The organism is Lederbergia galactosidilytica, assembly GCF_017873565.1.
In the GTDB taxonomy this organism is placed as follows: domain Bacteria; phylum Bacillota; class Bacilli; order Bacillales; family Bacillaceae_C; genus Lederbergia; species Lederbergia galactosidilytica.
Genome location: NZ_JAGGKH010000023.1, coordinates 22214 through 43050, shown reverse-complemented (window position 1 = coordinate 43050; position 20837 = coordinate 22214). Strand labels below are relative to the sequence as shown.

17 protein-coding genes are annotated in these 20837 nt (G+C 38.4%); 16 read left to right on the top strand and 1 reads right to left on the bottom strand.

The window, feature by feature from the left end; translation table 11 throughout:
* Positions 1-21 precede the first annotated feature (21 nt).
* The 16 genes from J2Z23_RS19060 (at position 22) to recQ (ending at position 19218) form a co-directional block, all read left to right on the top strand.
* On the top strand, positions 22-972 hold the full coding sequence (locus J2Z23_RS19060) for a GNAT family N-acetyltransferase (RefSeq protein ID WP_057985671.1): 951 nt from the start codon (positions 22-24) through the stop codon (positions 970-972).
* Positions 973-983: 11 nt separating this feature from the next.
* On the top strand, positions 984-1862 hold the full coding sequence (locus tag J2Z23_RS19055) for a MurR/RpiR family transcriptional regulator (RefSeq protein WP_165589616.1): 879 nt from the start codon (positions 984-986) through the stop codon (positions 1860-1862).
* Positions 1863-2721: 859 nt separating this feature from the next.
* Positions 2722-3810 (top strand): hypothetical protein, encoded by a 1089-nt coding sequence (locus J2Z23_RS19050; protein ID WP_209974861.1) that lies wholly within the window; start codon positions 2722-2724, stop codon positions 3808-3810.
* Positions 3811-4030: 220 nt separating this feature from the next.
* Positions 4031-4750 carry a GntR family transcriptional regulator gene (locus J2Z23_RS19045; RefSeq protein WP_209974859.1) on the top strand — a complete coding sequence of 240 codons (720 nt, stop codon included), beginning with the start codon at positions 4031-4033 and terminating at the stop codon, positions 4748-4750.
* 60 nt (positions 4751-4810) lie between these two features.
* Positions 4811-5971 (top strand): SIS domain-containing protein, encoded by a 1161-nt coding sequence (locus J2Z23_RS19040; protein WP_064468813.1) that lies wholly within the window; start codon positions 4811-4813, stop codon positions 5969-5971.
* A gap of 1 nt (position 5972) precedes the next feature.
* The gene (gene gatY, locus J2Z23_RS19035) at positions 5973-6824 is read left to right on the top strand and encodes a tagatose-bisphosphate aldolase subunit GatY (protein ID WP_064468814.1); all 852 of its coding nucleotides are present in this window, start codon (positions 5973-5975) and stop codon (positions 6822-6824) included.
* A 15-nt stretch (positions 6825-6839) separates the two neighbouring features.
* A complete protein-coding gene (gene pfkB, locus J2Z23_RS19030) occupies positions 6840-7772 on the top strand; it encodes a 1-phosphofructokinase (RefSeq protein WP_209974857.1) in 933 nt (310 codons plus the stop codon).
* 66 nt (positions 7773-7838) lie between these two features.
* Positions 7839-9347 (top strand): sulfatase family protein, encoded by a 1509-nt coding sequence (locus J2Z23_RS19025; protein WP_064468816.1) that lies wholly within the window; start codon positions 7839-7841, stop codon positions 9345-9347.
* Between the two features lie 51 nt (positions 9348-9398).
* Positions 9399-11045 (top strand): DUF4091 domain-containing protein, encoded by a 1647-nt coding sequence (locus tag J2Z23_RS19020; RefSeq protein ID WP_205634431.1) that lies wholly within the window; start codon positions 9399-9401, stop codon positions 11043-11045.
* A gap of 23 nt (positions 11046-11068) precedes the next feature.
* Positions 11069-12235: a Gfo/Idh/MocA family protein gene (locus J2Z23_RS19015; protein ID WP_064468895.1), complete on the top strand. Its 1167-nt coding sequence runs from the start codon at positions 11069-11071 to the stop codon at positions 12233-12235.
* 182 nt (positions 12236-12417) lie between these two features.
* On the top strand, positions 12418-13266 hold the full coding sequence (locus J2Z23_RS19010) for a metallophosphoesterase family protein (RefSeq protein ID WP_057982782.1): 849 nt from the start codon (positions 12418-12420) through the stop codon (positions 13264-13266).
* Between the two features lie 59 nt (positions 13267-13325).
* On the top strand, positions 13326-14045 hold the full coding sequence (locus tag J2Z23_RS19005; protein WP_209974855.1) for an MFS transporter: 720 nt from the start codon (positions 13326-13328) through the stop codon (positions 14043-14045).
* Positions 14042-14560 (top strand): MFS transporter, encoded by a 519-nt coding sequence (locus J2Z23_RS19000; protein WP_209974853.1) that lies wholly within the window; start codon positions 14042-14044, stop codon positions 14558-14560. Before J2Z23_RS19005 ends, J2Z23_RS19000 begins: the two co-directional genes overlap by 4 nt.
* 202 nt (positions 14561-14762) lie before the next feature.
* Complete coding sequence (locus tag J2Z23_RS18995; RefSeq protein ID WP_057982779.1) at positions 14763-15953, top strand: glycine C-acetyltransferase; 1191 nt, start codon at positions 14763-14765, stop codon at positions 15951-15953.
* Between the two features lie 25 nt (positions 15954-15978).
* Positions 15979-16920 carry an L-threonine 3-dehydrogenase gene (locus J2Z23_RS18990; RefSeq protein ID WP_209974851.1) on the top strand — a complete coding sequence of 314 codons (942 nt, stop codon included), beginning with the start codon at positions 15979-15981 and terminating at the stop codon, positions 16918-16920.
* 162 nt (positions 16921-17082) lie between these two features.
* Complete coding sequence (recQ, locus tag J2Z23_RS18985; RefSeq protein WP_209974849.1) at positions 17083-19218, top strand: DNA helicase RecQ; 2136 nt, start codon at positions 17083-17085, stop codon at positions 19216-19218.
* A 33-nt stretch (positions 19219-19251) separates the two neighbouring features.
* Here the strand turns inward: recQ and J2Z23_RS18980 are convergent, their stop codons facing one another.
* Positions 19252-20529, bottom strand: coding sequence for a YjiH family protein (locus tag J2Z23_RS18980; protein WP_082881486.1), 1278 nt, complete (start codon positions 20527-20529; stop codon positions 19252-19254).
* Positions 20530-20837: the final 308 nt, after the last annotated feature.

Sequence of the window (20837 nt, the reverse complement as noted above, 5' to 3'; positions counted from 1 at the left end):
GGAGTAGAAGGGGGATAAAATATGTTCCAGTATCGTCATTATGAAGCAGGGGATGAGGAGAATTTAGTTGATCTATGGAATCAAAGTTTAACTAAAGACCCGATTACAGCCAAAAGGTTCCGCCAGCTTGTTCTCCTAGACGCCAATTTTGACCCAAAGGGTTTGCGTCTAGTCTTCGAAAATGAGCAAATGATTGGTTGTGCCTATGGGATAAGGAGATTGCTACCTATGTATGGAACAGATTTGGAAGAGGATAATGGCTGGATTCCTTTTTTCTTTGTTCATCCTGAATTCCATAATCAAGGGATAGGAACAAGGTTACTAGAAGAAGTGATAACATTTTTTCACTCTGCAAGTCGGAAAAATATCTATTTTGCCTCATATGCACCCAACTATATTTTGCCTGGAATTGATGAGAAAGCTTATCCTACAGCCTTTAAATTTTTGCAAAAACAAGGATTTGAGCAACTATATTCTCCAGTTGCAATGGACCGAAATTTGGTTAACTATGAATATCCTCAAGAGGTTCGAAAATTAAGACAAAAGCGGCTAAAGGAGAATTATACTTTTTCTCAGGCGGCAGATGGAGATTTATATGAAGTGATTCAATTTGCAAATCAAGTATTTAATCCTGATTGGGGAAGAGCAATACGGGAAGGTGTTTTACAAGGTTTGCCAATGGAAAGGATTATAGTTGCAAGAAAAGAAAGGAAAGTGGTAGGATTTTGTATATATGGCGGTTATGAAGGGATTCCAGAAAGATTTGGCCCCTTCGGCGTTGCACCAGATCAGCAAGGAAAAGGTTTAGGGAAAATTCTATTACACGAAGCTCTGCAAAGTATGCGCTCTGAAGGATTGCATGGTGCATGGTTTTTATGGACAGGTGAAAAAACAGCTGCAGGCTATTTATATAAAAAAACTGGTTTTTCCGTGACTCGGCAGTTCCATGTAATGAAAAAAACATTGAGTTAGGATTGAATTCTATGTCATATGCAACAGGTGGATTAGTCATGCTTTCTGAAATGCTTCCAAAATTGCCCCCATCAGAAAGAAAAATTGCTTCATATATGTTGGAAAATCCTAGGGAGTCTATTTCATTAACAGCGAGTGAATTAGGTAAAAGAAGTTCAACAAGCAGTGCGGCAGTCATCCGATTATGTAAATCTCTTGATTTAAAAGGGTTGCAGGAATTAAAACTACGAATTGCAGGAGATTTGCAAAAGGAGCCCTCTAATGAGATTCGGGATATTGAACCGAACGAATCGAAGTACTCTATTATTGAAAAGATGACGGCGAATAGTATCCAAACATTAAAGGAAACAGCAGAATTATTAAGTGCAGATGAGTTATCAAAAGCAATTAAGGTGATTGAGAAAGCGCCAACGGTTCACTTTTTTGGAGTAGGGGCATCTTATATTAGTGCGGAAGATGCTCAACAAAAATTTCTCAGAATCAATAAAAATGCGACAGCTTTCAATGATGTCCACATGGCAGCGACGTCTGTAGCGAATGCTAAGAAACATGACGTAGTAGTCGGAATTTCGTTCTCTGGAAATACGTATGAAGTAGCAAAAATTTTAGAACTAGCTAATAAACAGGGAGCCACTACGATTAGCCTAACAAAATATGGCTCATCGATCGTCTCAGAACAGGCGGATATACGTTTATATATTTCAGCGACAAAGGAACCAACTTTCCGCAGTGGGGCAACCTCTTCTAGAATTGCACAACTTCATGCAATCGATATCCTGTTTATGTGTGTAGCTTCTCAGCAATATGAACAAGCAATTACTTCAATAGATGAAACGAGAGAGGCAATTCACTTTATCCAAAAAAGCCAATCTTCCCGTTCACGAAAATGAGATGATTAAGTAGAAAGACGACATTGGGGAGCACAATGCCGTCTTTTTTTGCGTGATAATAATAACCTTTGCTAAAGATAAATCCAGCGACTAATTTCAAATATGTTCAGGAATGAATTCATCGGCATTGTGTTAGGATGGCACGCTCTTAGCCGTGTTCTTCTGTAACCTCTGAAGCCATGAGGAAGGAATAGATCCCTTGTTGATCTAAAGTTATTTGTTTATTAAGGCACATGTATTTTGTTATGGGAAAAACATACAAAATTTGGCTTTTCTAGGGAAAGAGGCTCATAGGAAGGCTCTATCCCCCAAATCAAGTGAACCGGCGGAAACAGTGTTCAAAGAAGGGGCCTATGTCCCCCAAATCAAGTGAACCGGCGGAAACAGAGTTCAAAGAAGGGGTCTATGTTCCCGAAATCGAGTGAACCGGCGGAAACAGTGTTCAAAGAAGGGGTCTATGTTCCCGAAATCGAGTGAACCGGCGGAAACAGAGTTCAAAGAAGGGGCCTATGTTCCCGAAATCGAGTGAACCGGCGGAAACAGAGTTCATAGGAGGGGTCTATGTCCTCAAAATCGAGTTGAAAAGTGGTCTATGAGCCAAGACAAATCGGAAAGTAAACTATAGGGGAGATCTAGGAACTTTCGCTTATCCATTTCGTAATTCAATGTCCAGACTCTCACTTTTGTTTCATACCTTTACCAAAATTTCATATACATAGCTCTAATTCCTTACTTGCCATACTGCCTATTACTTCCCAATCCTTTGTTGTTAATGGAGAAAGTTTTAAGATGAATGTCAGAAATACATTTAACCGCATAGGCTAGTGTGGAGGAAGTTCATCGGATAGGAGATGATGAAATGAGCGAAAATATTTTACGATATTTTGCAGGAGGAAATACAGCTAAGGGTTTCTACAGTCTATATGATTCGAATTTAGCGGATATAGAAAGAGTTTTATTATTAACCGGAAGATCTCAACGGGAAAAATCAGAGATAATGGAACAGCTGTTAAATAAATGGAAAGATCAAGCATGCTTCATCGAAATTATTTACAGAGCTAATCATCCTGACCAAGTTGAAGGATTTATTATTCGTGAAAAGGGCTTTGCGATTATTGATGCAGATCCGCCCCGGATCATTGGTGAGGAATATGTGGGGCCACAATGGGAAACTCTTGACCTTGAACAAGAAGATCGGACAGCAAATCTTGGAGAAAATCAGCAGATATTGGATTCATTACAAAGAAAAATACAAGAACAGTATGCTGAAGCCTACAAGGCATATGCGAAAGCTCTGCGGATACACGATGATTGGGAAGACATTTATATTGGAAGAATGAACTTCACTCAGGCCGATCAAGTAACAGAAGCCCTTCTAGCTAAATTATTTGCGGATACGGATAAAGTGACAACAAAAAAATCGAAGATATTGCGACGTTTCCTAGGTGCTGCTACTCCTGTAGGTGCTGTGGATTTCGTAGACAATATTACGGAGGGGTTGCAAAATAGATATTTCTTAAAAGGGAGAGCTGGAACAGGAAAATCAACATTATTAAAGAAAGTTGTTGCAGAGGCAGAAAAGCATGGGTATGATCTAGAGATTTATCAATGTGGGTTTGATCCGGAAAGTCTTGATATGGTGTTAATCCGTGAGCTAGGCTGGGCGGTTTTTGATAGTACCTCTCCGCATGAATATTTCCCAGATCGTCCCGGAGACTCCATCATTGATATGTATGAACTTACTGTGGCACCGGGGACTGATGAAACCTTTGCGGAAGAAATTGCTCATATTGAAGCGAAATACCGAGAGCAAATGCAATTAGGAAAAAAACACTTAGCTGAGGCGCAGACAGTATTAGAACAGTTAGAAGACTTGTATTCAAAATACTTCGATCATTCTCGTATTGCCAATATCTATTATGAAGTAGAACAATCATTGTCAATATAGAAAATATTAATGGGGCGTTTCACCAAAACGCTCCCTTTGGAGATCATTCTACAATTCAGTACAAAGTAGTAGTAATCGTAGAATTTGATAATCATAGTTTTATAACTTTAAGAAACTTTATAATTACATTTCCAAAGATTCCTCTTTCATTCCCTTTTAGATAATGATAAAATAAATATACTGGTAATGACAACATGATGTGGTTGGATAAAGGAGAGAAATGATGCAGAAAGACAATCGGCTGCCCCTGTATTATCAATTAATGGATATCCTTGTGGGAAAGATAGATGCAGGCGAATTAAAAGAGCATGATCGCCTTCCATCAGAGCGGGAGTTATGCGAGATGTACGATGTCAGTCGTACTACCGTAAGGCAAGCAATGCAGGAATTAGAAAAAGAAAATTATATATACAAACAGCATGGAAAAGGGACTTTCGTTTCCCCGAAAGTTATTAATCAAAGTTTGGTTAAGTTCTATAGTTTTACCGAGGAAATGAAGAAAATTAATAAAGTTCCTTCAACAAAAGTTTTGGCCTTTGAAAGGATTGGTTGTGAAAGTAAATTGGCAATCAAGATGGGTCTTGTAGAAGGAGAGCAATTATATAAAATTACTCGTTTAAGATTAGCAGATGATATACCTATGCTATACGAAATTTCTTATCTCCCTGTAAGTAAGTTCCCAGATTTACAAGTGGAGTCACTAAAGAAACAACCAATGTATACGATTTTTCGTGACTTATATCAAGTCCGTTTAACGAAGGCAAGTGAACGATTTCGAGCAGTGCCTACGACAAAGGAAGAGGCTGATTTATTGCAAATAAATGAAAATGAGCCAAGTTTATTAATCGAAAGACTTACTTATGAAGATGAAATGGTTGTAGAGTATACATCTACAATTGCCAGGGGGGACAAATTTACCTACTCAGTGGAATTGAACTAACACTGAGTAAGTAAAGATTTAACTGGTAATGACAACACTACACGAGAGGAAGGATATGAAATGAACAATTATTCAAAAGAAATGACACATACAAGAAGAGAAATTGAGCAGCAACCAGAATTGTGGGTTAAAACGATTCAACAGTTTTCTGAGGAAAGGGGAAAATTGGAGCAATACCTTCATGCCATTGAGCAAAAACATTCCCAAGTAAGGGTTATTTTTACAGGTGCAGGAACAAGTGCATTTATCGGTGAAACGATTTATCCGCATGTGCGCGGAGCCATTCGAAATAGGGGATGGGAAGCGGAGACGATCTCGACAACGAATCTAACAGCTAATCCGTATTTATTTTTAGACAAAGACATTCCCACAATTATGGTTTCCTTTGCACGTTCCGGTAATAGTCCTGAAAGCGTTGCAGCAGTGGAATTAGCGGAAAAGCTTGTGGATGAATTTTATGAGATTACCATTACCTGTAATCAAGATGGAGCACTCGCAAAACGTAAGCAGGGAGAAGATCGGCAACTTGTGCTTATTCTTCCGGAAGAGTCTAATGATAAAGGATTAGCGATGACAAGTAGTTACTCTACGATGGTCTTGACGGCTTTGTATTTATTCAGTGAGGATAAAGCAAACTTTTCAAAGGCAATGACCGAAGTTTCTAAAGCTGGAAAAGAAATGCTAAACAAATGTACGGAGCTGATCCCGAGATTAGTAGAAGAAAATTTTTCTAGAATCGTGTATTTAGGTTCAGGTGTATTCGAAGGCTTAGCTAGGGAGTCCGCTCTTAAGTTCCTTGAGTTAACAGCAGGACGTTTCCCAACAATGTTTGATACATCCCTAGGGTTTCGCCATGGACCAAAATCGATTTTAAGTTCTCAAACAATGGTGGTTGTCTATTTATCTAATCATTCGTATACGAGAAAATATGATCTTGATATTTTAAAAGAAATTTATGCAACGGAAGAAAGAGGAAAAGTTGTTGCTATTTCTGGTATACAAGATGTTGAAGTTGAAAAATATAGTGATTACCAGATTACGATTCCTTTATCTGACATAGAAGATATTGCACTTGCATTACCTTATGTAATTTTTGCCCAATTATTTGCTTATGAAAAATCACTTCATACTGGAATTTCACCAGATAATCCATCCCCAACAGGTGTAATTAGCCGGGTTGTTCAAGGTGTTCAAATCTATCCTTTTAAGGGGGAAATATAGAATGACAACATCAACATTAAATATTTTTCAACGAGCACAAGAGGGGAAATATGCTATACCTGCTTTTAATGTTCATAATTTGGAAATTACTAAGGCGGTCCTTGAAACGGCGGAGGAAATGCAATCTCCAGTCCTATTGGCTGCTACTCCAGGGACAGTTAAATATGTAGGGGGTGAATTTTTAGCTGGAATAATGGAAGCGGCTAGGAATAAGTATAAAATTCCGTTTGAAGTCCATTTAGATCACCATGAAAATGTTGCTGATATTAAGAGAATGATTGATCTGGGAGTTGGATCTGTGATGATTGATGCGAGTCATCATCCCTTTGAAGAGAATATCAGCATTGTCCAAGATGTAGTTGCATATGCTCGGCCGAAGGGGGTACTTGTTGAAGCAGAGCTAGGGCGCTTAAGTGGAATGGAAGATGATATGAGTGTCGATGAGAAAGACGCCATTTATACTAATCCAGATCAAGCAAAGGAATTTGTGGAGCGAACTGGTATTGATACTTTGGCAGTTGCGATTGGAACAGCACATGGTTTATATCAGGGAGAACCTAAATTAGATTTAGAGCGCTTGCGGGAAATTCATGAGGCAGTTGATATTCCACTAGTTCTTCATGGTGCCTCTGGAATTCCAGATACTTTAGTTCATGAAACAATTCGCTTAGGAATTTGTAAAGTTAATGTTGCAACAGAATTAAAAAATGCCTATGTTGCTGGATTAAGAAGCTATTTATTGGCTCATAAGGATGAAAACGATCCACGGAAATATTTTAGTGTGGCCATTGCTGATCTAAAGAAGGTCGTGAAAAGTAAGATTATAATGTGTCAAAGCGCACAGAAAGCGTAGGTTGTAAAAATGATAGTGACAATTACCTTAAATCCTGCGATAGATATCGCCTACAAAGTGAATCATTTTAGGATAGGACATGGACATCGTGTAGAGCGTGGAAGAAAAACAGCAGGTGGAAAAGGCCTTAATGTCTCTCGTGTCTTAAAAAGATTAGGGGATAGCCCTGTTTGTACAGGATTTTTAGGTGGGATTAATGGAAAATGGATTATGGACCAACTTGAACATGAGGGACTTGATCAAACTTTTATTGAAATAAAGGATGAGACGAGAACATGTCTTGCCTTTTTAGATGAGGAAAACGGAAACCAGACAGAGTTAATGGAAAAAGGTCCGTTCGTCTCTGCAGAAGAGCAGGAAGAGTTTGAAGAAACTTTGAAACAACTTATGAGTGAGGCGAGCCTGATCATCGCATCTGGAAGTTTGGTTTCTGGTATTCCAGTTTCTTATTACCGAGAAATATCTGAATGGGCTCATGCCGCCCGTATCCCAATTTTATTGGATACAAGCGGAGAGGCACTTGAAAAAGGGATTGAAGGAAAGCCATTTTTGATCAAACCGAATAAAGCGGAACTCTGTAAATATATGAATCAAGCTAATTTATCGATAGATGAGCTAATTGCTGCCGCTAAAAATATATGTGCTCAAGGGGTAAGGTATGTACTTCTATCTCTTGGGAAAGATGGAGCCATTCTTGTGGGGGACGATCAAATTTTGAGAGCCGAAATTCCCACTGTCCCAGTTGTAAATGCCGTCGGCTCTGGTGATAGCATGGTGGCAGGTATGGCTTATGGCCTGCAAAAAAAGTATTCACTTGAAGATTGTCTTAAATGGGCTTGTGCTTGTGGTATAGCCAATGCAATGGAATGGGAGACAGGGACTATCCAGCCTCATGCTGTCCAAGAATTACTAGAAAAGATACAGATCAAACAAGAAGCGAAATTATAATCAACCCTTTTTCACGTTCTAAAATGTAAGCCATTTCTAGTTTAAAAGAGTAATGGGGTGTCAGGTATGAAGAAGCCAAATATTTTATTGATTACGAGTGATCAGCAGCATTTTAATACGATCGGTGCCTTTAATTCGGAAATTTCTACACCAAATTTAGATCGCCTCGTTCATGAGGGGACTACATTTCAACGCGCCTACTGTCCGAATCCGACATGTACGCCAACACGCGCTTCCATTATTACTGGGATGTACCCAAGTCAACATGGGGCTTGGTCGCTAGGAACAAAATTATTAGAGGATCGATTAACCGTAGGGGAAATCTTTAGAAAACATGATTATCAAACAGCTCTTATTGGCAAGGCCCACTTTCAACCAACTAATAGTACAGAAGAATATCCGTCCATTGAATCTTATCCGTTGTTAAGTGATTTAACATATTGGAAGAATTTTAATGAATCTTTCTATGGCTTCAATCATGTAGAGCTTGCTAGAAACCATACGAATGAACATTTGGTTGGTCAGCATTATGCATTGTGGTTGGAAGAAAAAGGCTGTCTTAATTGGCGTGATTATTTCCTTGCTCCTACTGGACAGATGGACCCGAACGAAAAGTACAAATGGGCAATTCCAGAAAAGTATCATTATAATACCTGGATTGCTGAACGAACAAATGCATTGTTGGAACAGTATCAAGAGAACAATCAGAACTTCTTTTTATGGTCGAGCTTTTTTGATCCTCACCCACCTTATTTAGTTCCGGAACCATGGGATACGATGTATGATCCTGAGCAATTGACGATACCAAAAGGAATAGAAGGGGAGCATGAGGATAAACCTCCCCACTTTAAAATGACCCAAGAAGCTAATCCTAACTTTTCAAGTTATCGTGAAACCGGATTTGGCATTCATGGATATATTTCTCACAAAGTGGATGAGAGCGACCATAAGAAATTGACAGCTACCTACTATGCAATGGTCAGTATGATGGATAAATATATTGGGGAAATTTTAAATAAATTAGATGAACTAGGGATTGCTAACAATACGATTATTGTTTTCACGAGTGATCATGGCCATTTCTTTGGCCAGCATGGGCTTCAATATAAAGGGGGCTTTCATTATGAAGATTTAATTAAAATCCCTTTTATTGTCCGTTATCCCGAAGCCGTACCCGCAGGGGAAGTTTCAAATGCGATGCAAAGTTTAGTTGATTTAGCTCCCACATTTTTAAGTGCAGCCAATATCCCAATTCCTGCTCAAATGACGGGTGTAGACCAACTGGATGTATGGAAAAATCAGAAATCCCAAGCTAGAGATCATATTATCTGTGAATTCCGACATGAACCAACAACTATTCACCAAAAAACATATGTTGATGATAGATATAAATTAACCGTCTATTATAACCAGACATATGGAGAACTATATGATTTGCAAGAAGATCCTCAGGAATATATAAACCATTGGGATGATTCAGACTACCAATCTATTAAACAGGAATTACTTTTAAAATATATTTGGGCAGAACTGGGAAAAGAGTCGATGGCAATGCCACGGATAGCTCATGCTTAATAGTTAAAATCATCAAGGGAAATGAGCGAAAAAAATTTAGGGGGGATTATGATGCAATTTCAATTAACAGATTCATTGGAAAAAGTTTTTCCGGATAAACATCCACGGATTTGGACGGAAAAAAGCGCAAGTCTCTTTCAGAATGAGCAATATTCGTTTCAAATTGCTTATCAGCATGTGGGGACTGAAGATAGTTTTGTTCAACTTCAAGCGGAAACAGATGCAGTTGCTATCACGCTTAGTCACGTAAAAAATGTACCTTCTGATTTACCTGCTTATCCTGATCGGCACGATGATAATTATTTATCCATTGAACCAGGATTATATCCAGACCTACTAGAGCCGATTAGAGAGAATAAAATAAAATTGCAAGCAGGTGGTTGGAATGCAATCTGGATTGATGTCCAACCAAAGCAACAAGTTTCGGGAGAGCAATTGATCAAGATCAAGCTGCTAGACGAAAAAGGGCAATGTCTTTATGAAGATGCGGTAAACATATTTGTTTATCCGTATGAGTTACCGAAACAGAAGTTAATCCATACGGAATGGTTTCACGGGGACTGTTTAGCTGATTATTACCAAGTAGAAGTATTTTCCGAGAAACATTGGGAAATTCTTGAAAACTTTATTCAAGCTGCAGGAGAAAATGGCGTCAATATGTTGCTTACTCCAATATTTACTCCTCCATTAGATACAGAAGTAGGAGGAGAAAGAACAACCATTCAGTTAGTGCAAATGGAATATCAGAATGGAAAATATATATTTGACTTTTCATTATTAAAACGGTGGTTAGAAATATGCGAGCGCCATCATATTAAATATCTGGAAATGGCTCATTTATTTACTCAATGGGGGGCAGAATTTACGCCAAAGATCATCGTAAAAGAAGACGGAAAATTAACGAAAAAATTTGGTTGGCATGTAAAAGCTGATAGTGAAGAATATCAAGAATTCCTTCAAGCCTTTTTACCAGAATTAACCTCGTTTTTAAAAGAAAACTGGGAAGTGGATAAGGTATATTTTCACATTTCGGATGAACCAGGAGAAGCTCAACTCTCTATGTACGCTAAAGCAAAAGAAATGGTTATCCCTTATCTAACAGAGTTTTCGATTGTTGATGCTCTAAGTGATTATGACTTTTATGAAAAAGGAGTTGTTGCCAAGCCCATTGTAGCTTCTAATCATATACAACCCTTTATTGAACATCAGGTTCCAGGATTGTGGACGTATTATTGTTGTTCACAAAATATTGATGTTAGTAATCGATTTATGGCCATGCCATCAGCGAGAAATCGGATCATCGCAACACAGTTATTTAAATATGATATCGAGGGATTTTTGCAATGGGGTTTTAACTTCTATAATAGTCAATTTTCGAAAAAGGCCATTAATCCTTATGAAATAACAGATGCTGGGAAAGCTTTCCCTTCAGGAGATGCCTTTCTTGTATATCCAGGGGAAAATGGGAAGGCATATCCATCGATTCGTTTAAGGGTTTTTTACCAAGCATTACAGGATTTACGAGCTTTTAATTGGCTTGCAACTCTAAGTGGGAAAGAAACAGTTCTTAGCAAAATAGAGAAACAAGGGGAAATTACTTTTTCCGTATATCCCAAAGACGGTCGTTATCTTTTTACATTGCGAGAAGAAGTGAATCAAGCCATTATCGAATCCTTAAAATATGAACAAATAAAATAAAGTGGGGTATGGGAGTGATGAAAGTGAAACAAGTGAGAATGGGGATTATTGGAGCTGGATTAAGAAGTGGAATTGCCAAGAACTGGCATGACCCTAATGGAGAATCCGTAGTTGTAGCTGCTGCAGATGTTTCGGAGGAAAGATTGGATAAATTTAAGCAAGAAATTAACCCAGATGCTTTTGTCACAACAGATTACCAGGAATTACTTAAACAAGAGGATATTGATGCGGTGGCGATTCTTTCTCCGGACTTTTTACATGAGGAACATGCTATTGCCGCTTTGAAAGCAGGGAAGCACGTCTATTGTGAAAAACCACTCGCAATTACAGTAGAAGGTTGTGACCGGATTATTGCAACCGCCAATGAAACGGGGAAGCACTTGATGGTTGGCTTTAATATGCGTTATATGAGTATGTATCAAACGATGAAAGGAATTGTTGATTCGGGAATAATCGGCGATATTAAGGCGGTTTGGGTTCGACATTTTGTTGGATTTGGTGGTTATTTTTATTACCATGATTGGCATGGTTTAAGCCGGAATACGACATCCTTGTTATTACAAAAGGGTTCCCATGATCTGGATGTGATTCATTGGATTACAGGAAGATATACCGAAAAGGTTTCAGCATTCGGCAGTCTTGACTTTTTCGGCGGCGACATGCCGAATACATTGACATGTCCAGAATGTGAGATAAAGGACACTTGTACGGAATACAGTCCACACACATTAACAGAGTGCGCTTTCCGTGGTGAGATTGATGTGGAAGATAATAATATGCTCATCATGGAGTTAGAAGGTGGGATTAAAGCATCTTACCTACAATGTCATTTCACTCCAGACTATCAACGGAACTATGTATTCATTGGCACGAAAGGTAGAATGGAAAACTCCGAATTAGAGGGGAAAGTATACGTCAAAACTAGAAAATCCAATTCTTGGAATGAATTGAGTGATGTGACATATGACATCAAAAAGGAACAAGGTACCCATGGGGGAGCAGATCCTAAAATAACTAAAGACTTTATCAATTTAGTTTTGCATAATAAACAACCATTAACCTCTCCTGTTGCTGGAAGAATGAGTGTGGCGGTAGGTTGTGCAGCAACAGAATCGATTCGTTCAGGTGGAAAAGTAATGGAAATTAAGAAAAGCCCAATGATTAATGCGTTATTAACAGAAAGTAAGTAATAGAGCAACAACTTATTGAGACGGTAAATAGATAAATGGAAAATATGAAATTCAAGTTTTAGCGCATAGCTCTGGGACGCGCCCAGGATGTAGGTCAGACCGATGTGGCGCCAAGACGGCTGTACTTCTTAGCCGTTCTTTTTATACCAAGGTGCTTGCGCTTTTCTTGATGGGAGGCAAAAATGAGTACACCTATTCTGGAGTTTTTTGTGATAAGTGATTTTCAGTTAACAGTAGAAAATAAGGAATCTCATGATAAATTACGAAATGCTTTACGCAAGTTAAAAGCTATCGATTCTTTTCCTGATGCTCTTGTTGTGAATGGGGATATGATAAATGATGGAAAGGAAGAAAGCTATCAAATAGTAAGGGAAATCATGGAGAGGGAATTTTATCCCCCTAATACGTTCTTTACAATTGGGAACCATGAATATTTTAAAAATGATGGAAATAGGCCTTCTATTGAGCGTTTTCTTCAATTTACTGGACTAGAGAAACTTTACTACGAAAGAACTGTAGAAGGTTTTCCTTTTCTATTCCTGGGTTCGGAAAGCTGGGGACCAATTGGAGCTCCTACGAAGGATTCAGCTGTATTGAGTAAGGAACAATTAAACTGGTTAGCGCAAACATTAAAAAAATATAAAACAATGAAGCTGCCTATTTTTGTCTTTTTGCATCAGCCTCTTCCATTTACCTTAGCTGGAACAGATTTACCCTATTATCAAAATGGTGTGATTCAGGCAAGGGAGTTACATGAAATATTATCATCTTATCCACAGGCGATCTTATTTTCAGGGCATACCCATTGGGATTTGCATTCCCCGAAAATGTTCATGAAAAGTCGTTTTGCGATGGCAAATTCCGGTGCTATTTATAACACTTATGGTCCAGATGGAGAAGGGCATGAAATGGTGACAGATCCAAATGGGTGTCAAGGTTTGTATATTCAAGTCTATGATAGTGAAGTCGTGATTCGGCCTTTGGATCTTGCAAAGGGAGAATGGATTGATCCGCCCTTTTCCGTAAAATAGATTATGGCTTCATACTAACTTTTAGAATACTCTACATCTGTTGGGAGAGTTGAAGATTTATGAATGCAAAAGCCATAAGCAAAGGGCCTGTCATTATTATCGCGATCATTACGGCGATTAGTGTTTTTGGAAATGAAATGTTGTTAATTGTCATGCCAATTTATTGGGATTTTTTTGGATTAACAGCATTATGGCAAGTGGGGATCATCTTATCGATGAACCGTATTATTCGTCTACCCATCAACTCTATTGTCGGCTGGTGTTATCAAAAGATTAGTAAAAGGACAGGAGTATTGATTGCAGTTATACTGGCGATTCTATCAACCTATTCATATGGGATGCTAAAGGGATTCTGGCTTTTATTATTTATGAGAATCTTATGGGGGATTTCTTGGTCATTTCTCCGTTTAGGTGGCTATTTGACCGTACTTACCTCAAGCGATAACCAAACGAGGGGGCAACTTATCGGGCTCTACAATGGACTATGGGGCTTAGGGACCCTGTTTGGTATGTTAATCGGTGGTCTATTCGCAGATTTGATTGGGATTAAATGGATTACAACTTTGTTTGCTATATTGGGGATTCTCACCTTGCCATTTGTGTTTCGATTTGTTCCAAACAGCCTAAGTGAAGAAGAAACAAATCGTTCAGCGGATAAGAAATTGGCGCCCTTAACGAATAAGGCTCAAATAAAAATATTAATCAATGGTTTGCTAGTAGCCTTGGTTGTTTATGGAATATTTTTTCAACTTTTAGCAAGCTCTTGGAATATCAAATGAATCAAAATTTTATTATTTTAGGCTTTTCACTAGGAGCGGTAGCTGTTGCGGGAATTTTGCAATCCGTTAAATTGGGGACAGATCCATTCATTGCCCCATTTATAGGAAGATGGTCAGATGAGAAATTTGGACGTATTCCGTTGCTGTTATTCGCTTTTACTTTAGGTGCCATTCTCTTGGCAGTCATACCGCTTACCTTGCCATTTCCGCTATTTCTAATTTTGATTTTTGCCTTTCAGCTCGTGGCAACAATTTTTATTACTGCAAGTGATTCTTTAGCTGCAGATGCGGCGACTGGTCCAGCATCTGTTAAAATGATGACCTATTATACATTATTTGTTGACCTCGGTTCGGCCTTAGGCCCATTAATTAGCTTTTTCATCCTTGATTTCATTGGTATTAGATTCTTATATTGGTTTACAAGCCTACTATTGATAATCGCTTTTATCTATTGGTTACGGGAATATCTCCTGCAAAAAAATCACAGACAAACAGAGACTCATTCGCTTCTTTAAGAAGAGGCAGATGAGTCTTTTATAATGATCACTTTTTTATGGCTTAATTTTAGAAAATATGTCCTCTATATACGTACATTATTTCCATTTAAAAGTATATATATTTATATAAGGGTGATAAAAGCACCTTATTGTATTTTGCATGTGAACAAATGTGTTTGTTAATGTGGTATGACAAGAACGGAGATATGGGGGGATGAGAATGCCAAATCAAAATTTACAAGAATTTTTACTGGGACATTTAAATGAGTTACGGAAGCAAGGTCTCTACAATGAGATCGATGTAGTCAAAAGTCCGAACGGACCTATTATCGAGTTAGAAGGTAAGAAGTTAATTAATTTATCTTCGAATAATTATTTGGGACTTGCAACAGATGAACGGTTAAAGGAAGCGGCTATCGAGGCAATTCGAGAGTGGGGTGTTGGGGCCGGAGCGGTTCGTACGATTAATGGCACGTTGTCTGTTCATATTCAGCTTGAAGACAGGATTGCCGAATTCAAAGGAACAGAAGCAGCAATTGCTTATCAATCTGGGTTTAACTGTAATATGGCAGCAATTTCGGCGGTGCTGGATCAACATGATGCAATTTTATCTGATGAACTCAACCATGCTTCGATTATTGATGGCTGTCGTTTATCCAAAGCTAGAATTATTCGGGTAAAGCATTCTGACATGATCGATCTACGAAGAAAGGCACAGGAGGCAAAGGAGTCTCACCAATTTAATAAAATTATGGTGATCACTGATGGTGTATTTTCAATGGATGGTGATATGGCCAAACTACCAGAAATAATAGAAATCGCCGAAAAATATGATCTTATAACCTATGTAGATGATGCCCATGGCTCTGGAGTACTTGGTGCTGGAGCAGGTACTGTGAAACATTTTGGTTTGCAAGATAAGGTGGATTTCCAAATTGGAACTCTTTCGAAAGCGATAGGGGTTGTTGGCGGTTATGTTGCAGGAAAAAAGGAACTAATTGATTGGTTGAAGGTCCGTTCCCGGCCATTCTTATTTTCCACAGCCATTAGTCCGGCAGATGCTGCAGCTGCGACAAAAGCGATTGAGTTATTAATGAAAAATAAGGAGTTAAATGAACGGCTATGGGCAAATAGTGATTATTTTAAAAAGGGACTAAAGGATTTAGGTTTTGATATTGGCATGAGCGAAACACCTATTACCCCATGTGTGATTGGGGATGAGAATAAGACACAGCAATTCAGTAAGAGGCTTTATGAAGAAGGCGTATATGCAAAAGCGATTGTTTTCCCTACCGTGCCTAAAGGAACTGGGCGTGTTCGAAATATGCCAACTGCAGCTCACACACAAGCTTTACTTGATCAAGCAATAGCAATCTATGCAAAAGTTGGAAAGGAACTTGGCATCATCTAAACGTGCGGATCAGGGGGAAATTTATATGAAAAAAATATTAGTCACTGGAGCGCTAGGTCAAATAGGAACTGAGTTAGTTATTTACTTAAGAAAGCTTTACGGAGAAACAAATGTGCTGGCAACTGATATCCGTTCTGCTGGAATGAATAAGGGTACAGAATCGGGACCATTTGAAATATTGGATGTAACTGATGGCGAAAAGATGTTTCAAATAGCAAAACAGAACAAGGTTGATGCGATTATACATTTAGCGGCCATGCTATCAGCGATTGCAGAACAGAAGCCCCTTTTAGCGTGGCATTTAAATATGAATGGGTTAATCAACGCGCTCGAAACAACGAAAGAACTTGGTATCCAATTATTTGCGCCAAGCTCTATTGCAGCCTTCGGTTCCACAACTCCGAAGGAAAAAACCCCGCAAAATACAATTCAACGTCCTGAGACTATGTATGGAATTAATAAAGTGGCGGGGGAACTTCTATGTGATTATTACCATGCAAAATATGGTGTGGATACTAGGGGAGTTCGCTTTCCCGGCATCATCTCCTTTATGACTCCTCCAGGGGGTGGTACAACCGACTATGCAGTAGAGATTTATTATGCAGCTATTGAGAGAGGAAGGTATGAGTCAGTTATTGAAAAAGGTACCTATATGGATATGATGTATATGCCTGATGCTCTCCACAATATTATCCAGTTAATGGAGGCAAATCCCGAAAAATTAAACCATCGCAATGCTTATAATATAACGGCTATGAGCCACGATCCAGAGGAGATTGCTACAGAAATACGTAAGCATATTCCCACCTTTGTGCTGGACTATAAAGTAGAGCCAACTCGTCAGGTGATCGCGGATAGTTGGCCGAATTCAATTGATGATTCGACAGCTCGGGAAGAATGGGGTTTTTGTGCAAAATATAATTTAGAAACAATGACGCTGGATATGTTAAATAAGATTGGTCAGTAGGCCATCTAGATGAAGAAGCTGCCCATTTTCTGTGCAGCTTTTTTGGCTATTCAATCAAAAGGTCTCGTTTGTTTCTAGTTGTCTATAAAAGATTGCATAGCATGAACTTTGATCATAAACTTTGATATACTAGTTTTATCTATTCAATTGGGGGATTCTTCATTGTTAACCAAAGGGAAAAAGTTATTACAAACTCATTTTGGATATAACCAATTTCGAGCAGGTCAAGAGGATATTATACAAAAGGTTTTATCAGGAAATGACACGCTAGCGATTATGCCAACAGGAGCAGGGAAATCAATCTGTTATCAAATTCCAGCGATGATGTTACCTGGAGTGACATTTGTTATTTCACCTTTGATTTCTTTAATGAAAGATCAAGTTGATGCCTTAGATAAAGCTGGAATTCCTTCAACCTATATTAATAGTGCTATTTCTAATGAAGAGATGAATCAGCGCTTAGCCGACATTTACAATGGTGAATATAAACTAGTCTATATTGCACCTGAAAGATTAGAAGTAACTTCATTTCGAAGAATGATGGATGGGATTCATATTTCCTGTCTAGCAATTGATGAGGCCCATTGTATTTCGCAATGGGGTCATGACTTTCGCCCAAGTTATTTACAAATTAAAAATTTGATTCAGGACATTCAACCGAAACCAGTTGTGCTTGCTTTAACAGCAACTGCCACGCCACAAGTTCAACAAGACGTTTGTGAGCTTCTTCGTGTTGAACAGGAAAATATTGTGATGACAGGTTTCGAACGTGAAAATCTCCATTTTCAAGTTGTAAAAGGGCAGGATCGTGACCGCTTTTTATTGGAGTATATAGAAAAAAACCAAGGGCAATCAGGGATTATTTATGCCGCAACAAGAAAAGAAGTTGATCGGCTTTATCAGTTGTTAAATAAACGTGGTATTGCTACTGGAAGATATCATGCAGGTTTATCAGAACAAAATCGTAATGAACAACAAGAAAGCTTTTTATATGATGATGTGACAGTAATGGTTGCGACCAATGCCTTTGGAATGGGAATTAATAAATCGAATGTTCGCTTTGTTATCCATTATCATATTCCACGAAACATGGAATCGTATTATCAAGAGGCTGGAAGAGCAGGACGAGATGGTGAAGAAAGTGATTGTATTCTTTTATTTTCACCTCAAGACACACATATTCAATCTTTTCTTATTGAGCAATCGGATATGGATGAATTACGGAAAGAGAATGAATATGGGAAGTTGCGAAAAATGGTTGCCTATGGACATACGGAATCTTGTTTGCAACAGTATATCCTCCATTATTTTGGGGAGGAAAATCCACCTGAATGCGGAAAATGTGGGAATTGTATTGATGAACGTGAACAAATTGATGTAACTAAGGAAGCCCAGATGGTTTTATCATGTATCCGCAGAATGAAAGAACGCTTTGGTAAAACGATGGTTGCTCAAGTCCTGACCGGCTCGGCCAATCAGAAAGTAAAAAACTTTGGCTTTCAAAAGTTATCAACCTACGGAATTATGAAAGGAAAGCCACAAAAAGAAGTCAATGAGTTTATTGATTTCTTAACAGCAGAGGGTTATTTAAAACCGACGGATGGGACTTATCCCATTCTGATGCTGACAGAACGAGCGGGAGAAGTACTAAGAGGAAATGAACTTGTTTACCAGAAGGAAAAGGTGCAAATCTCTAAAATTGTGGAGGATAACGCATTATTTGAGCGCTTGCGCCAAGTAAGAAAAGAAATTGCCGAAGGAGAAAAAGTTCCTCCCTATATTATTTTCTCGGATGTGACATTAAAAGAGATGAGTGGGATGTTGCCATTAAATAATGCAGAACTTCTACAAGTTAAAGGTGTTGGCGATCGTAAGTTAGAGGCTTATGGAGCTCCATTTCTTGAGGTGATTCAGCAATACTGTGAGGAAAAGGGAATGGAAAAAAAGAGTTTCTCTACACCCATAATGGAGAAGAATGTCACTGCACAAGTTTCCAAGGAGGCAAGTCATCAAACAACTTACCAAATGCTACAAGCTGGAAAAGAAATAGCAGAGATTGCTACTGAACGTGGCTTATCTGAAAGAACTGTGGAGGGACATATTATTAAATGCGATCAAGAGGGGATGGCTGTTTCTTGGGATCAATTTATTCCGAAAGAATTTGAACCATTGATTGAACAAGCAGTTAAACAAGTAGAGACAGCAAGATTAACGCCGATTAAGGAGCTTTTACCTGAGGAAGTTAGCTTTTTTATGATTCGAGCCTATCTGCAAAAATCTCAAAATAGAAATGAATAAAAAGAGCTGCCCATCTGGGGCAGCTTCTTTAAATTAAAAAATAAGATGAGCTATTCCTGCAATGATCGGCAAGGTAATAATCGTTCTTAAAAGGAAGAGCACGATCAAATCTTTCATATTAACAGGGATTTTTGAACCAATCAGTAGTCCACCAACTTCAGACATATAAATGAGCTGTGAAACAGAGACACCAGCAATGACAAACCGAGTTAAATCAGATTCAATGCCAGACGCCAAAATCGATGGGAGAAACATATCGGCAAAACCGACTACAAAAGTTTGAGAAGCGGCTTGAGCTTCTGGAATTCCTAGTAATTGTAATATCGGAATAAATGGTAATCCGAGCCATTGAAATAGAGGAGTGTATTCCGCAATAATCAATGCTAATGTACCTAGTGCCATGACGACAGGGGTAACCCCCATCCACATATCTATAATGTTTTTACAACCATCTGCAAAGAACTTTTTCACACTGCTACTTTTCTCTGCTTGTATTTGTGCTTGTTCTAGGCCATAGCTCAATCTAGTGTATCCTTCGGGAATCAGTTCTGCCGTATGATCGAGTTCTTTTCCATTTACATACGTATCTTCCTTCTTGGATAGCGGCCATATACGCGGTAAAATAATTGCCGCAACCACACCTGATAATGTAATCGCAAAATAATAAGGGACAAAATAATTGATTAAATCGACTTGTTTCAGAACGACAATACTAAAGGTAATCGAAACAACGGAGAAGGTCGTACCAATAATCGCTGCTTCCCGTTTTGTATAATGACCTTCTTCGTATTGTCTACTAGTTAACAACACGCCAATCGTTCCATCTCCTAACCATGAGGCTAAAGCATCGATAGAAGAACGACCAGGTAATTTAAAAATAGGTCGCATCACCTTTGTCATTAAAGCACCAAATAGCTCTAACAGACCGAAGTTTAGTAAGAGTGGCAATAATAAGCCAGCAAATAGAAATACCCCAAAAAGTACCGGCAATAGATCATATAATAAAGTCGCCCCTGTACTTTCGGACCAAACTGCTTCCGGTCCAATTTTAAAATAGACCATAACAGCAAAAATGAAAGCAAGTATTCTAGCGATCACCCAGATAGGATGAACATCCAATAAATTAGTAAAAAAGAGAGAATTTTTTATAAAAGTTGGTTTAACTATTTTAGCGATAATTGTACCAATTAAGGTAAATAGAAGAATCCAAACCATAATAGCCGGGATAATCGGCCCAATTAAATCTTGGATAAGATCGGATAAAACCGCAATTGGGATTGTTATTCCTTCAGAAGAAGGAATAGGAATCATAAATAGAAATACTCCAATTAAAGATGGAATTAAAAATAATAAAAAGTTACCTATCGAAAAAGTCTTCTTGTCCAAAATGTTCACCTTTCATATCAATAAATTTACCTCCTTATTCTAATGCATATTTATTGGGAAATCCACATAATTATACTGGAAAAATAATGAAAGGGAGAAAAACATCTTAAAGCTGTCATAAAGTGGACTTCAAAAATGAGCTCTTAATAAGTTGCTGAAATGAGTCATTCATATAGACCTAATTAAAGAGCGCGAATACAGTGCCTTTTAAAGTCATTCTCTGCGATCTCGCT